Annotated in this window: 10 protein-coding genes; all 10 read right to left on the bottom strand. The window is 74.7% G+C overall.

What is annotated here, in order from left to right; all coding sequences use genetic code 11:
• The 10 genes from ACZ7DY_RS21470 to ACZ7DY_RS21515 all read right to left on the bottom strand — a co-directional run bounded on the left by ACZ7DY_RS21470 (window position 1) and on the right by ACZ7DY_RS21515 (window position 14,937).
• Window positions 1-684 carry a response regulator gene (locus ACZ7DY_RS21470; protein WP_471137538.1) on the bottom strand — a complete coding sequence of 228 codons (684 nt, stop codon included), beginning with the start codon at window positions 682-684 and terminating at the stop codon, window positions 1-3.
• Between the two features lie 32 nt (window positions 685-716).
• Window positions 717-3,263 carry an ATP-binding protein gene (locus ACZ7DY_RS21475; protein ID WP_471137539.1) on the bottom strand — a complete coding sequence of 849 codons (2,547 nt, stop codon included), beginning with the start codon at window positions 3,261-3,263 and terminating at the stop codon, window positions 717-719.
• A gap of 144 nt (window positions 3,264-3,407) precedes the next feature.
• On the bottom strand, window positions 3,408-4,076 hold the full coding sequence (locus tag ACZ7DY_RS21480; RefSeq protein ID WP_471137732.1) for an ABC transporter ATP-binding protein: 669 nt from the start codon (window positions 4,074-4,076) through the stop codon (window positions 3,408-3,410).
• 138 nt (window positions 4,077-4,214) lie between these two features.
• The gene (locus tag ACZ7DY_RS21485) at window positions 4,215-5,447 is read right to left on the bottom strand and encodes an alginate lyase family protein (RefSeq protein WP_471137540.1); all 1,233 of its coding nucleotides are present in this window, start codon (window positions 5,445-5,447) and stop codon (window positions 4,215-4,217) included.
• A 126-nt stretch (window positions 5,448-5,573) separates the two neighbouring features.
• Complete coding sequence (locus ACZ7DY_RS21490; RefSeq protein ID WP_471137541.1) at window positions 5,574-6,524, bottom strand: ABC transporter ATP-binding protein; 951 nt, start codon at window positions 6,522-6,524, stop codon at window positions 5,574-5,576.
• On the bottom strand, window positions 6,517-9,324 hold the full coding sequence (locus ACZ7DY_RS21495; RefSeq protein ID WP_471137542.1) for a hypothetical protein: 2,808 nt from the start codon (window positions 9,322-9,324) through the stop codon (window positions 6,517-6,519). The genes ACZ7DY_RS21490 and ACZ7DY_RS21495 overlap by 8 nt, the downstream gene beginning before the upstream one ends.
• Window positions 9,325-9,738: 414 nt before the next feature.
• A complete protein-coding gene (locus ACZ7DY_RS21500) occupies window positions 9,739-12,891 on the bottom strand; it encodes an FtsX-like permease family protein (RefSeq protein WP_471137543.1) in 3,153 nt (1,050 codons plus the stop codon).
• 150 nt (window positions 12,892-13,041) lie between these two features.
• Entirely contained in the window at window positions 13,042-13,812 is a 771-nt protein-coding gene (locus tag ACZ7DY_RS21505) for a DUF3710 domain-containing protein (protein ID WP_471137544.1), read from the bottom strand.
• Window position 13,813: 1 nt separating this feature from the next.
• Window positions 13,814-14,356 carry a dUTP diphosphatase gene (dut, locus tag ACZ7DY_RS21510; protein ID WP_471137545.1) on the bottom strand — a complete coding sequence of 181 codons (543 nt, stop codon included), beginning with the start codon at window positions 14,354-14,356 and terminating at the stop codon, window positions 13,814-13,816.
• Entirely contained in the window at window positions 14,353-14,937 is a 585-nt protein-coding gene (locus ACZ7DY_RS21515) for a PaaI family thioesterase (RefSeq protein WP_471137546.1), read from the bottom strand. The genes dut and ACZ7DY_RS21515 overlap by 4 nt, the downstream gene beginning before the upstream one ends.
• Window positions 14,938-14,948 lie beyond the last annotated feature (11 nt).

Genomic DNA, 14,948 nt, shown 5'->3' on the forward strand with positions numbered 1-14,948 from the left:
TCACTTCTCGAACCGGTATCCCATTCCCGGCTCCGTGATGAAGTGCCGGGGGTGCGCCGGGTCGGACTCCAGCTTGCGGCGCAGCTGCGCCATGTAGACGCGGAGGTAGTTGGTCTCCGTGCCGTAGGACGGGCCCCAGACCTCCTGGAGCAGCTGTTTCTGGCTGACCAGGCGGCCGGTGTTGCGCACCAGGACCTCCAGGAGGTGCCACTCCGTGGGGGTCAGGCGTACGTCGCGGCCGCCGCGGTTGACCTTCTTCGCGGCCAGGTCGACGGAGAAGTCCCCGGTGTCGACGAGCACGTCGCCCTCGCCCGGCCCGGTGGGCTCGGCCCTGCGGACGGCGGCGCGCAGCCTGGCGAGGAGCTCGTCCATGCCGAAGGGCTTGGTCACGTAGTCGTCGGCGCCCGCGTCCAGCGCCTCCACCTTCTCGTCCGAGCTGTGCCGGGCGGAGAGGACGAGGATCGGCACGCGCGTCCAGCCGCGCAGCCCCCTGATGACCTCCACGCCGTCCATGTCGGGCAGACCGAGGTCGAGCACGATCACGTCGGGGTGGCGGGCCGCGGCGACCTGCAGCGCGGTGGCCCCATCGGGGGCCGAGTCCACCTCGTACTTGCGCGCCTTCAGGTTGATCACGAGGGCGCGTACGATCTGCGGCTCGTCGTCGACCACGAGCACCCGGGTCATGATTGCCTGCCTTTCTGGCTTCTGTTCGCCGGTCACGTGGTGACCTGGGCCGAGGGCTCGGGACGTGACGCGGTGTGCCCGGTCGCGGCCCGCAGGGTGAGGACCATGGTGAGGCCGCCGCCGGGGGTGTCCTCGGCGGCGAGGGTGCCGCCCATGGCCTCGGTGAAACCGCGGGCGACGGCGAGGCCGAGGCCCACCCCGGCACCGCGCGGAGCGTCACCGTAGCGCTGGAAGGGGGCGAAGATGCGGTCCTTCGCGCTGTCGGGGACACCGGGGCCACGGTCCATGACGCGGATCTCGACGCGCTCGCCCAGGGCGCTCGCGGAGACCTTGACGGGCTCGCCGTCGGGGGCGTATTTCACGGCGTTCTCGACGACGTTGGCGACGGCACGCTCCAGGAGGCCCTTGTCGACGGCGACCATCGGCAGGGATTCGGGGATGTCCAGTTCCGCGCTGCCGTCCGGTACTCCGCCCAGGGCCATCGGGACGACCTCGTCGAGGTCGACCTCGCGGATCAGCGGGGTGACGGTGCCCGTCTGCAGACGGGACATGTCGAGGAGGTTGCCGACCAGGTGTTCGAGGCGGTCGGCGCCGTCCTCAATGCCCTCCAGGAGCTCGGCCTCGTCCTCCGGCGACCACTCCACGTCGTCGGAGCGCAGGGAGGACACGGCCGCCTTGATGCCGGCGAGCGGGGTCCGCAGGTCGTGGCTGACGGCGGCGAGCAGGGCGGTGCGGATGCGGTTGCCCTCCGCGAGGGTGCGCGCCCGGTCCGCCTCGGACTGCAGGCGCTGGCGGTCGAGGACGACGGCGGCCTGCGCGGCGAACGCGGCGAGCACGCGGCGGTCCGCGGCGGGCAGGACGCGGCCGGAGAGGGCGAGCGCCATGTGGTCGCCGACCGGCATGTCCACGTCGGCGTCCTCGGGGCGTGCAAGCGGGCGGCCGTCGCCCGCGCTTCCCGCGCAGGTCCAGGGCTCGGTGTCGCTCTCGCGCTCCAGGAGGGCCACGGAGTCCATGGCGAAGGTCTCGCGGACACGCTCCAGGAGCGCCTCAAGGCTGGTCTCGCCGCGCAACACGCTGCCGGCGAGGAAGGAGAGTATCTCCGCCTCGGCGCGCAGCCGGGCCGCCTGGGCGGTGCGCCGGGCCGCGAGGTCCACGACGGAGGCCACCGAGACCGCGACCCCCACGAAGACGGCGATCGCGACGATGTTGTTGTTGTCGGAGACCGTCCACAGGTGCAGCGGCGGCGTGAAGTAGTAGTTGAGGAGCAGCGAGCCGAACGCCGCCGACGCGAGCGCCGGCAGCAGCCCGCCGACCAGCGCGGCGGCGACCGTCAGGGTCAGGAACAGCAGCATGTCGTTGGCGAGGCCGAGGTCGGAGTCGACATGCGTGAGCAGGACCGTCAGGAGCGCGGGTCCGGCGACGCCGACCAGCCAGCCCCAGATGACCCGGGAGCGGCCGAGGCGGGCCCCGCGCGCGGCGGGCAGTCCGCGCCCCTTGGCGACCTCGCCGTGCGTGACGATGTGCACGTCCAGGTCGGGCCCCGAGTCGCGGGCGACGGTGGCGCCGACGCCGGGCCCGAAGACGTACTGCCAGGTCTTGCGGCGTGAGGAGCCGAGGACGATCTGGGTGGCGTTGACGCCGCGCGCGAAGTCGAGCAGGGCGGCCGGTATGTCGTCGCCTATGACGTGGTGGAAGGAGCCGCCGAGGTCCTCGACGAGGGTGCGCTGGACGGCGAGTTCCTTGGGGGACGCGCCGGTCAGGCCGTCGCTGCGGGCGATGTAGACGGCGAGGATCTCGCTGCCGGAGCCCTTGGCGGCCATGCGGGAGGCGCGTCGGATGAGGGTGCGGCCCTCGGGGCCGCCGGTCAGGCCGACGACGATGCGCTCGCGGGCCTGCCAGGTGGAGCGGATGTTGTGCTCGCCGCGGTACTGCTGGAGGTATTCGTCGACGCGGTCGGCGACCCAGAGCAGCGCGAGTTCGCGCAGTGCCGTGAGGTTGCCGGGCCGGAAGTAGTTGGAGAGGGAGGCATCGATGCGGTCGGAGGTGTAGATGTTGCCGTGTGCCATGCGGCGGCGGAGCGCCTCGGGCGACATGTCGACCAGCTCGATCTGGTCGGCGCGGCGAACCATCTCGTCGGGGACGGTCTCGCGCTGGCGCACGCCGGTGATGGACTCGACGACGTCGCCGAGGGACTCCAGGTGCTGGATGTTCACGGTGGAGACGACGTCGACGCCGGCCGCGAGGAGTTCCTCGACGTCCTGCCAGCGCTTGGCGTTGCGCGAGCCGGGGACGTTCGTGTGGGCGAGTTCGTCGACGAGGGCGACGGCGGGGGCGCGCTCCAGGACCGCGTCGACGTCCATCTCGGTGAAGATGGTGCCGCGGTACTCCAGCTCCTTGCGAGGCACCTCTTCGAGGCCGGCCAGCATCACTTCGGTGCGCGGCCGGCCGTGGTGCTCCACGAAGGCGACGACGCAGTCGGTGCCGCGCTCGGTACGGCGGTGCGCCTCGGCGAGCATGGCGTACGTCTTGCCGACGCCCGGTGCCGCGCCGAGGTAGATCCGAAGCTTGCCGCGTGCCATGGCCCCATTGTCTTTCGGAAACTGCTGTGTACGCAGCGTCGACCTTACGGCCAACAATTCCGGCATTACGGACGAGGGGGTGCGGGCGGGCGGTCCTTGACAGAACCCTGATGCGCGGGGGCCCGGCCGGGGCGCGCGCCCGGGTCAGTGCGTGAGGATCTCGCCGTCGCGCAGTTCCAGGACGCGGTCGGCCAGGTCGAGCAGAGTCGTGTCGTGCGTGGCGACCAGCGCGGTGACGCCCTCGCTGCGGACGACCGCGCGCAGCAGCTCCATCACGGCGAGGCCGGTCTCCGCGTCGAGCTGGCCGGTGGGCTCGTCGGCGATGATCAGGGCGGGCTTGTTGGCGAGGGCGCGGGCGATGGCCACGCGCTGCTGCTGTCCGCCGGAGAGCTCGCCGGGCCGCTGACCGCCGTGGTCCGCGAGTCCCACGAGGGCGAGGAGGAGGGCGACACGCTCCTCCCGCGCGCGGGGGTCGGTCTTGCGCAACCGCAGGGGGACGCCGACGTTCTCCGCGGCGGTGAGGATGGGGATGAGCCCGAAGGACTGGAAGATGAAGCCGAGCCGGTCCCGGCGCAGCTCCAGCAGGCCGCTCTCGCCGAGACCGGCCAGTTCCACGCCGTCCACGGCGATCTTCCCGTGGTCCGGGGAGTCGAGCCCGCCGACGAGGTTGAGCAGCGTGGTCTTGCCCGATCCGGAGCGGCCCTTCAGTGCGACGAGTTCGCCGCGCGGGACGGTGAAGGAGACGCCGCGCAGGGCGTGGACGGCCGCGGCTCCGCTGCCGTACGTCCGGTGGAGGTCCTCGACGACGACCATGTCCCGCGCGCTCACTGCCACCGACCGCTCCCCTGGTACGCCCCCGGGTCCGAGGGGGCCGGGCGTCAGTATCGTCACCGGACGCCCGGCCCGACAAGGTCTGGACCGGTCAGGGTCCTGTTCGGGGCCGGCGGGCGGTCAGCGCGGATTGCCCGCGTGCGTCAGGGTCTCCCAGGCGACGAAGAGGTTGTTGGAGCCCGCGGGGCGGTTCTGTTCGGTGAGCCTCCGCGTGTTGGTCATGGCGTGGCCGAGCCGGCCCGCGAGGGCGTTGTGGCCGACCTCGGTGACGGGTCCGAGGCCGCGGTGGACGGTGCCGCCGCAGAGTGAGGCGGGCGGCGTCTCGCCCAGTTCGTACGTGGCCTGGAAGCCGAGGCCCTGGCGCAGCCGTTCGCCGACGTCGGTGGTGTAGAGGTCCTGGCCCTGGATGCGGCTGGTCTCGGCGACGTGCGAGATGGCGGAGAGGCCGTATCCGGTGTGGGTGAAGTCGCGGCAGGTCTCCTGGGTGAGGCCGGTGGTGAAGGTGGCCTGGCCCTGCCAGTACTTGACGATCTTCTCGCGGGTGTCGAGGTGCTGGCCGGGCACGGTCTTGGGCAGCGCGCCGTCGGAGGCGAGATAGACGTACGCGGCGGTGCGCGTGCGGAATTTCGCCATCGCCTTGTCGTACGAGGCCTTGTCCTCCAGGAAGACGGAGATGCCGATGGCGGCCTCCATCATCGAGAGCTCCCAATTGCCGTTGGAGTTGGAGCCGTTGATGATCTCGGGCAGGTAGACGTCGCGCAGCATGGCGGCGAAGCGGCCGGAGTTCGCCCAGTTCCCGGTGTACGTGTACTTGATGATCTCGGCGGCGCGCGGCCAGCTGGAGCCGGCCCAGCCGGTCTGCAGCGGGGCGTTGCTGTTGGTGTGGTCCTTCAGGGTGGCCGACCAGGCATCCATGAGCTCGATGGACTTCTTCGCGTACCGCTCGTCGCGCGTGACGTACCAGGCGAGGGCGGTGGTGTACGCGGCGATGGCGTCCTCGCGCTCGTCGGTGCAGCCGTAGTTGGGGTCGGAGTACGAGCCGCACTCGACGACCGCGCGTGGCTTGGGGGTGCGCGAGAGGGAGGCGTACTTGCTGCCCATCATCTGGTCGTAGGCGGACTTCCAGGGCTGGGCGCCCGCGGCGACCTTCTCGCGGGCGAAGTCCAACTGGCCGCGCGAGACGGTGACTCCGGGGTGGACGAAGGGTGAGGGCGCCGCCTCGGCCTTCCCGGCGCCGGGCCAGGCGACGAGTCCGGCGATGAGGGCGGCGGCCGCGGAGACGGCTGCCGCCCCGAGGGAGAGGCATGCTCTGCGGCGGTGCCGGGGGCGTGTGGGGGTGGGAGCGTACGGCATGGGGGGGACCATCCGTTCTCGTCTGAGAGAGCTAGGGTTCTCGTATGTGAACGTCAAGCGCCTTTCTGAACGCGCGTGTTGGGCCGTGACCATAAGTACGGACCAGCCTTCCGTCAAGGAGTGACGTCAGAACTCCTGCTCAGGACTGTCCGCGGCGGAGGGCGTATCGGCCGCTCGGCTCGCCGTGTCGCGCCATACGCCCACGTGGTCCGGCTCCCCCGTCAGCCGTACGCGGCCCCGCAGCCCGTACCGTTCGACGTACTCGCCCGGCAGCTGCAACCGCCCCGCCTTGTCCAGGACCGTGAACTCCTCGCCACTGCCGCCCTGTTCGCGCAGGGTCTCCGTCGACGTCCGGCCGTCGCGGATGCGCACGGTGCGCCGGACCTGCTCCGAGACCAGGGGGTCGTGGGTGACGACCAGGACGGTCGCGCCCAGCTCCTCGTTGGCACGGCGCAGGGCCGCGAAGACGTCCTCTCCGCTGGCGGTGTCCAGCTCACCCGTCGGCTCGTCGGCGAGCAGGACGCGCGGGGAGTTGGCGGTGGCGACCGCGACGGCCACGCGCTGCTGTTCGCCGCCGGAGAGCTCGGCGGGCCGACGGTCGCGGCAGTGCGCGACACCGAGCACCCCGAGCAGTTCGGCGGCCCTGTTCCGACGCGAACGGCGGGGCACGCGCGCGTACTTCATCGGCAGCGCCACGTTCTCCAGCGCGGTCAGATAGGGCAGCAGATTGCGGGCGGCCTGCTGCCAGACGAAGCCGACGGTGAGCCTGCGGTAGGCCAGGCGCTCGCGGCGCCTCATGGCGAGCAGGTCGTGGCCCGCGACCTTCGCGCGGCCCGCGGTGGGCAGGTCGAGTCCGGAGAGGATCGACAGGAGCGTGGACTTGCCCGACCCCGACGCGCCGACGAGGGCCACGCACTCGCCCTCCGCGACGACCAGGTCAAGCCCCTGGAGCGCCTGCACCTCGACCTTCGCGGCGCGGTGGACGCGGACGAGGTTGTCGCAGACGACCAGGCCCTCCTCGTCCACGGGACGGCTCGCGGCGCGGGCCCGCGCCTCCAGTTCGGCCAGTTCAGTCATCGGTTCTCCCGAGTCGCAGGGCGGCACCGAGCCCTCGGCGCCGCCCGAGCCAGGTCTCCGCGCCCACCGCCGCGGCGACCAGGAGACAAAGTCCCGCGCCGAGGGCGGCCGTGAACGCCACGTCCACGTGCGGGGCGGGTGCCGCGGGCCCGCCCGTGAACTCCCGCAGCTCCAGGGCGGGGCCGAGCAGGGTGGGCAGCGCGAGCCCGAGCGCGGTGCCGCCCGCGACGGCCGCGAGCACCAAGGGCAGGAGCTGCAGCAGGTGCAGCCCGGACACGGCACGCCCGCCCAGGCCGAGGGTGCGCAGACAGGCGGTGGTGCGTCCGCGCGCGGCGGCGGACAGGAGCAGTTCCAGTACGAGGGCGCAGAGCGCCAGGAGTACGGCGAGGACGGTGCAGGCGGTGTGGGCCACGGTCATGGCGGCGATCAGCCGGTCGTCGGCGGCCTCGGCCTGCTCCTCGGCACGGATGCGCAGCTCGCCGCCGCTCGCGCCGGGCGCGGCACGCGGGACGAGGGACCGCAGCGCGGTGGTGTCGAGCCGCTTCCCGTACAGCAGGAGCGCGGTCTCCTCGAACTCCTCGGGGGCGAAGCCGCGCAGCTCTCCGCTGTCGGTGAGGAGCAGGTGCTGCCGGGCCTCTGCGGTGCCGTGGAGGGGGCCGAGCGCGGGGTCGCGCTCCACGCCGTCGGGCAGCGGTCCGACGACGCGCAGCCGCGTCTGTTCGCCGTGCCGGGTGAAGGTGAGCAGGTCGCCGGTGTGCCCGGCGGAGGCGAGCACCCGGATGTCGCGCCCGCCGCCGCCCCGGGCCAGGCCGGCCTCGTCCAGCGCGTGGGCCGCCGCCGAACTTCCGGCCGCCCGGCGCAAGTTCGCGCCGTCCACCGCGACCAGTGCGGAGACCCCGTACCGTCCCCCGTCCGTGCCGCTCACCGGATCGACCCTCAACTGCCGCACCGTGACCGTCTCTCGCACGCCACGCGCGCGTGCCAGCCGCCCCGCCATGGCGGGGTCGCGGCCGGCGCCCAGGAAGGAGACGTCCGCACCCACGTGCCAGGCCGCCGCGGTGCGCCGCCCCTCCACCAACGTCCCGGAGACGAGGCCCGCGAAGACGGCGCCGGCCAGCGTCACCACCAGGACGAGCAGCGCGAGGCCGCGCGCCGGGGCCTCCTTCGCGGCACGGGAGAGGGCGACCAGGGCCACGGTGCCGCGCCCCCGGCCCGCCCGGTGCGCCAGCGCGCGCACCGGCCACGGGTAGCACCGCACCAGCACGACGACCGTCGCGAGCCCCAGCAGCACCGGCACCGCGGCGAGCAGCGGGTCGGGCCCCGCGGCGCCCTGCGTGCCCCGGGCGCGCAAGGCGAGGACGCCCGCGACGGCGAGAAGCACCACCAGCGCCTCGGCCACCGCGCGCCGCCCGGCACGGCGCGGCGACCGCCCCCGCGCCAGGGCCCGGTCCCGCACCGCGAACCAGGTGAGGACCGGCAGCAGCAGCCAGCAGACCGCGGCGACCAGCAGCCCGGTGCCGTACGCCGGCGCACGCCCCGGCGCCGCCGACGCGGCCGCGCAGCCGAGGCCCGAGCCGAGCATGGCGGCGGGTGCGGTCCCCGCCGCACGTGCCAGGGCGAGCCCGGCGGCCGAGGCGCCGCGCGCCCGCATCAGCCGGTCCGCGCCGAGCCGCCTCCGCACGACCAGCAGCGAGGTCACGACGGCGGTGGCGAGTCCGACCCCGATCAGCGAGGCCTGCGCGAACGACATCACGACGCCCGCCTGCCGCCACTGCCGCGCGAACTCCTCGAAGGTGGCGGGGAGTTCGGTGCGCGTCTCCAGCTCGGTGGCGGGATGCGCCCCGATCCGGCACCACTTGCCGCCGTAGGTGACGGTGTCGCAGAAGGCGCCTTTGGCGGCGGACGGATAGCGGGTCATGAGCCGCCGGAACTCCCGCTCCCCCCGCTCCCCCACGAACCGCTCCGCGTCCTCGCGCGCGGGCTCGAGCCGCATGCGCCACTCGACGGTGAGCTCGGCGTCCGCCTGGTTCTGCAGGAGCTCGGCCCCGCGGGGCGCGATGAGCGCGCCGGCGTCCGGAGGGCTGTGACCCGTGCCGGGCAACGGCCGGGCCAGCAGCGGCTGTTCGCTCCACAGGCGTTCTCCGTCCGTCGCCCGGAAGACCCCGACGAGCCGGCCGGTGGCGCGGACGTTCTCCAGCGCGCCGCCCCGCAGCCGAATCCGCTGCCCGACGCGCAGCCGGAGCGTGTCCCGCGTCCGCTCGGAGACCGCGAGCTCCACCACCGTGTCCCGGGCGCGGGGTGCCTGCCCCGAGACGTACGCGCGCCGCCTCGGGGCGTCGGAGGCGTACACCAGGGACATCGTGACCCCGCCCGCCGTCTCCGCCGACACGGTGGGCACTGCGATCCGGGTGGAGGACTGGGTGAGGCTGCCGCGCAGCGGGCCGGGCGCGGCGTTCTCGATGGCGGTCGCATAGCGCGCGAGGTCGGCGCCGAGGTCGCTCTCCTCACCGGCGCGCGGCTCCTCCGGGTCGATCCGCGCGCTGTGCACCACGCCGGGCGCGGCGCGCTGCGCCTGCGCGAACCGTCCCGCCAGCGCCTCCCCGCCGAGCCGCTCGAAGAGTCCCGGCCCGGCGGCGGCAACGGCCACGAGGACGGCGATCAGCAGCCCGAGCCCGCCACCGAGCGACACCCGCCCCCACGCCCGCGCCCACCTCACGACGCCCCCCGCCCACGCGCGCGTGCCCGTACCCGCGTCCACGCCCTTGCCCGCACCCGCGACACGGCGGCTACGGAAGCGCACGCCGTCGCCCGCCCACACCCCCGTGCCCCCACGCCTCCTCGCGCGGCCACGCGCACGTGCCTCCGAGTCCCCGTCGCCCGGCGCCGTCTCACCCGTCCTCCCCCGCCCCCACCCGTAACCGCGCCCGCGTCCCCGCACCTGCCCGCGCCCGCGATTCGGCGGATACGGGAACGCGCGCCGCCGGCCGCCCACACCCCCGTACCCCTAGGCCTCCCCGCACGGCCACACGCACGTGCCGCAGCGCCCGCGCCCTTGCCCGCACCCGTAAGTCGGCGGACGCGGAAGTGCACGCCGCCAACCGCCCACACCCCCGAACCCCCGCGCCTCCCCACGCGGCCACACGCACGTGCCCGCGCACGTGACCCCGCGCGGCCACACGCGCGTACCCCCACACCCCCGCCACCCCGCCCCCCCTCACGCGTCCTCCCCCGCCCGCAACACCCGCGCAAGGTCCACCCGGCCGAGGAGCCGTGCCGCCGCCGTCACCACCCCGCAGATCACCGCCGCCGTCGCCGTGGCCGTCGCCCCCACCCGCAACCATGGCACCGAGGCGGTCAGCGGTGGGAAGACCGGGGCTCCCTCCGCGTCGACCGTCACAACGGGCATGATCAGTGAGGCGAGGGCGGCGCCCAGGGCCGTGCCGAGCAGCGCTGCCACCGCGGCCGGTGCCGCCTGTTCCGTCCACAGGTACGCCGCGAGCTGCCCGCGCCGCACCCCGAGCGCCCGCAGGAAGCCGAACTCCCGCTCCCTGGACCGTGCGGAGTCCACCGTGTGCAGGGCGAACGCGATGACGGCGAAGGCGGGCGCGAGCACCAGGCACAGCACGAACGCCCCGCGGGCCCCGCGGCGCAGCGGATCGTCCGCCAGCTCCCGTCTGACCTGCGGGACGTCGACCGCGTGCCCCAGGCGCGGATCGTGCCGCACCGCCGCCGCGGCCGCCGACGCGTCCGTGCCGCGGACATCCACCCACCACGCGCTCTCCGTGCCGGGCAGCGCCCCGCTCAGCGCCCACTGGGCGGCCATGGCGCGGGAGTCGGCGAGCAGCCGCGGCCGGTCGCGCGGCACGCCGGGCACTGCCGCGATCCGCCCGACGATCTTCAGCCGCGCGTCCCCGCCCGTGCTACGCCGCACCGTCACGGTGTCGCCGACCCGCACCGCGCCCGACCTCAGGAACGCGTCGTCGGCGAGGGCGGGCGCGGCCGGGCGGCCCTTCGCGCGGTCCGTGCCGAGCCGTACGCTCCAGGCGGGGTACTTCAGCCGTCCGTCGGGCCCGCGCAGCACCGCGTCGATGAGCTTGCCGCCGCCGGGCCGGTCGGCGCAGAGGACGGGTCCGGGCGCCTCCCCGGACGACGGCCGTCCCCGGCCGTGCTCGCGCGCCCGTTCGCGCCCGGCGCCGGGGCAGCCCGCCGCACGCCGGTCGGGCCGGTCCGCCCGCAGGTCGTGCCAGCGGGCCGGCCGGGTGAGCCCGGGGACCTGATCCACCGTCAGGTGGTAGGTCCTGCGCACCCGTTCGCCGACCATGCTCAGGTCGAGTTGCAGGATGCGTACGGCCCCGCGCGCCCCCACGTCGAGCCGGACGGTCCGGGCGCCGCCCTCCCTGATCAGTACGGAACCGGAGTGGCCGAGCCCGTCCCGGTCCTCGACGAAGACGGTGAGGCGCACGGGGACGACGTTGCCGCCCCCGCTCGCGGACATCCGTACCCGCAGCGGCAGTTCGGAGCCCGTCCCGGTGGCGCCCGGTGTCAGCGGCAGCCCGTGTTCGGGCACTCCTCTGCCCAGCGGCGCGGTCAGCTCCCGCAGCGGCCGGTCCGTCAGGTCGCCCCGCAGCCGCGGCACCGGGCCGCGCGCCGTGTCGACCGCGGTGACGGCGACCGCGTCCTGGCCCGCGTACCCCTCGGAGGTGATGACCGGGGTGACAGCCTTGGCCGCGGGCAGCGCCCGGTAGGCGGCGCGCCGTTCGCCGGGCGGCACCCCGTCGCCCGGCTCCACGCGCAGGTCGGCGCCGACCCGGAACACGGCCTGGTCCCGGTCGCCCCGGTCGAGGACGGCCAGCGCCGTGCTGCTGAGCGCGGCAACGGCGAGGGCGAGGGTCACCACGAGGGCGGGCCCGGCGTGCCGCGCCGTACGCCGGCCGATCTGCCAGCCGCCGAGCGGCAACACGAGGCCGCGCCCGCGCCGGGCGAGCGGGTCGGCGAGGCGGGCCAGCGGCGGCAGGAGCCGCAGGACGAGGAGCGCCGCCGCCACGGTCATCGCGACCGGCGCGAGGACGAGGACCGGATCGACGCCGGCGCCCGCGGTCACCGGCGACCGGTACTGCCGCAGCTGCAGCCAGCCGAGCACCGCGACCCCCGCCAGCGCCAGATCCGCGCCGACCCGCTGCGCCCCGGCGAACCGCGCGGCCCGCAGCCGGAGCCGGGCGACCGCCCGCCGGTCCCGTACGATCCGCACGCTCGGCACGAGCACCGCGCAACCGTGCACGGCGAGGGCGGTCAGGGCGGCCGCCTGCCCCACACCGGTCACCGCGGTACCGGGCACGTCGCCCTCGACGAGCCCGGCCCCGTGCAGGGCGCGCAGCAGCGGCCCGGCGAGGAAGGGGGCGGCCAGGGCGAGCGCGGCGAGGAGCGTCGCGGGGACGTAGAGTCCGGCCCGCGCCACGGCGATCGGTGTGGTGAGCCGGTCGAGCGCCCGGCGCAGCCCGGCCGACAGCGTCAGGTCCCCGGCCTCGACCGCCGTGCCGTCCGCGCGGTCCCCGTGCCCGCCCGCGCGCAGCACGGAGCGCGCCGCGTCGCTGCCCGCGAACCGCTTGACCCGCTCCCGCAGCGCCGCGATGTCCCCGAGCCGCAGCCCACCCGTGTCGGGCACGCCGAGCCACAGCGCCCGCGCATCCCTGGCGAGCCCCTTGCTCCCGGCGAAGGCCTCGCGCGGCACCACGGCGATCGAATCGGCCGTCCCGAACGTACTGCTCAGCGCCGTCCAGACCGCGGGCGAGCGCCCCGCGGCGGAGTACACCCCGACGACGCGCAGCGTCACCGGCCGTTCGTCCGCGCTCCGCGCCGTGATCCGGTCGCCGGGCCGCACGGCGAGTTCGGCGGCGGCGGCCTCGGTCAGCGCGGTCTCGACCGGCCCGGGGCCGGGGCGGGGCAGCCGCCCGGTCACCGGCGAGGCGTGGCGCCGCGCGTCCGGCAGGGCGACCACGGAGAGGGTGGTGTCCTCGCGCGGGTGGCCCGCGGCCTCGGTGACGGCGAGTTCGTCGTTGCGGGCGGCGGGTGCCCGCAGCGCGGACCAGGTGTGGTGGGGCACGTCGCCGTACGTGCGGTCGAGTGCGGCACGTACGTCTCGGTCCAACTGCCGTGCGCCGCGCGGCCGGTGCGGGGCCGTGACCTCGACGACGGCGTCCCGGTCCGCGGCGAGCCGCCGCTGCACCCCGCCCTCGACGGCCTTCTCGGAGAGCGCCGCCAGGGCCGCGAGCACGGTGGCGGCGAGCAGCACGGCGAGTCCGGCGGCCCCCAGCACAAGCGCGTGGTGCCGGCTCGCCCGCACCGCCGCGGGCAGGCGTCGTCCCCTCACCGCACCGGTCTCCCCCCGAGTGACCCGGCACAGTATGGGCGTACGCAAATGTGGCCCGCAATGGTCCGGACGAACCGGAACCACCGCGGGCCACAAGGCAGTTGAGGAGCCGTCACCCCTGGGGGCGACGCTCCTTGCGCGAGACCGGGGTCAGCGGACCTCGGTGATCTCGGGGCCGCGCTGGAGCTGTCCCATGCCGCCCGAGAAGCGCGAGCCCTCCTGCTGCTCCTGCTGGACGTTCTCCGCGACCATCTGGGCGTCGTCCGGCAGCTTCAGGACGATCGGGTCGCGCGGCGCCATCGGGCCCTCGCCGCGCACGACGACGGTGTCCCGGAAGATCTGCTCCAGGAGTCCGGCGGTCTGCGGCTGCACGGCGCCCTGGCCGGAGATCACACCGCGCAGGAACCAGCGCGGCCCGTCGACGCCGATGAAGCGCACGACCTGCACGCCGCCGGTGCCGTCCGGCAGCTGCACCGGCACCTGCGCGCGCAGCTCCCAGCCGAGGGGGCCCTCGACCTCGTCGATGACACCGCCCTGCTGGGTGATGCCCGTGGCGATCTCCTCGCGGACCTCGCCCCAGATGCCCTCCTTCTTGGGGGCGGCGAAGCCCTGGAGCTGGATGGCGCTGTCCTGGAGCACGACGGTGGCCGCGACGATCGCGTCGCCGGCGACCTCCACCCGCAGCTCCATGCCTTCGACGCCCGGCACGAAGAGTCCGCCGAGGTCCACCCGGCCCTCGCCTGGCTCACGGACCTCGGAGAGGTCCCAGGGGCCGTCGGGACGGGGCTCGGGCTCGAGCCTCACGCGCGAGCGCGCGGCGCTGGCGTCAGCGGGGTCATCGCTGCCCAAGCCGTCGACGACCTGCTCGTCCGCGCCCGCCGCGTCCTCGGCGGCACTGTCCTTCTTGCGACGTCCGAACACGTCACTGTCCTTCCCGGTCGGATACGACCGATGCGTATCGATTCCCACCCGTTTGTTCGCCCGGGTTCGCACCCGGACCGCTGCCCACGGCGGCATGGCCGCCGGTGGACCCGAAGCCCCCCTCGGCCCGCGCCGATGCGGGAAGCTCCGCCACCTCCTGGAAGCGAACCTTCTCGACCTGCTGGACGACCAGTTGGGCAATCCGGTCGAAACGCTCGAACCGCACGCTCTCGCGCGGGTCGAGATTCACCACGATCACCTTGATCTCCCCACGGTACCCGGCATCCACCGTCCCCGGGGCATTCACCAGGGCGACACCGCAGCGTGCGGCGAGCCCCGAACGGGGGTGCACGAAGGCCGCGTACCCCTCGGGGAGCGCGATGGACACCCCGGTCGGCAGAACGACCCGCTCACCGGGGGCCAGGTCGCAGGATTCCGTCGTGCGCAGATCGGCGCCGGCGTCGCCGGGCTGTGCGTACGCGGGCAGCGGTACGTCGGGGTCGACGCGCCTGATCAGCACGTTCAGTTCGGCGGGGGACGTCACGGGTTCACCTCGAAAGCGCGGGCACGCCGGATCTGGTCCGGGTCGTTCATGGCGGCCTGGATCTCTTCGCTGCGGCCGTTGTCGATGAAGTGGTCGACCTTCACCTCGATGAAGAGGGCGTCGGCGCGGACGGCGACGGGCCCGTCGGGGCCGCCGATCCGGCCGGTGGCGGTCGAGTAGATCTTCCGGCCGGCGACGGCGGTGACCTCGGCCTCCAGGAACAGCACGGTGCCCAGCGGCACGGGCCGTACGAAGTCGGTCTCCAGGCGGCCGGTCACGGCGATCACGCGCAGCAGCCAGTTCAGCGAGCCCAGCGTCTCGTCGAGCGCGGTGGCCAGGACGCCGCCGTGGGCGAGCCCCGGGGCACCCTGGTGCGCCTCGCGCACGGTGAACTCGGCGGTGACGGCCACGCCCTCCCCGGCCCGCGCCGCGAGGTGCAGTCCGTGCGCCTGGCCCTCACCACAGCCGAAACAGTGTTCGTAGTGGGCGCCGATCAGCTCGCCGGGGGCGGGCGCGTCGGGGTGGCGGACGGGCGTTATAGCGTCGGCCGGGGGCGTCAGAGCTGCAGATGTACCACTCACAGGCGCAGACC

This window comes from Streptomyces sp. NPDC037013, assembly GCF_055607265.1.

Coding starts and splice junctions, on each gene's coding strand:
- ACZ7DY_RS21485 (WP_471137540.1), bottom strand. CDS start 5,447: ATGCCGTACGCTCCCACCCCCACACGCCCCCGGCACCGCCGCAGAGCA.
- ACZ7DY_RS21470 (WP_471137538.1), bottom strand. CDS start 684: ATGACCCGGGTGCTCGTGGTCGACGACGAGCCGCAGATCGTACGCGCC.
- ACZ7DY_RS21475 (WP_471137539.1), bottom strand. CDS start 3,263: ATGGCACGCGGCAAGCTTCGGATCTACCTCGGCGCGGCACCGGGCGTC.
- ACZ7DY_RS21480 (WP_471137732.1), bottom strand. CDS start 4,076: ATGGTCGTCGTCGAGGACCTCCACCGGACGTACGGCAGCGGAGCCGCG.
- ACZ7DY_RS21490 (WP_471137541.1), bottom strand. CDS start 6,524: ATGACTGAACTGGCCGAACTGGAGGCGCGGGCCCGCGCCGCGAGCCGT.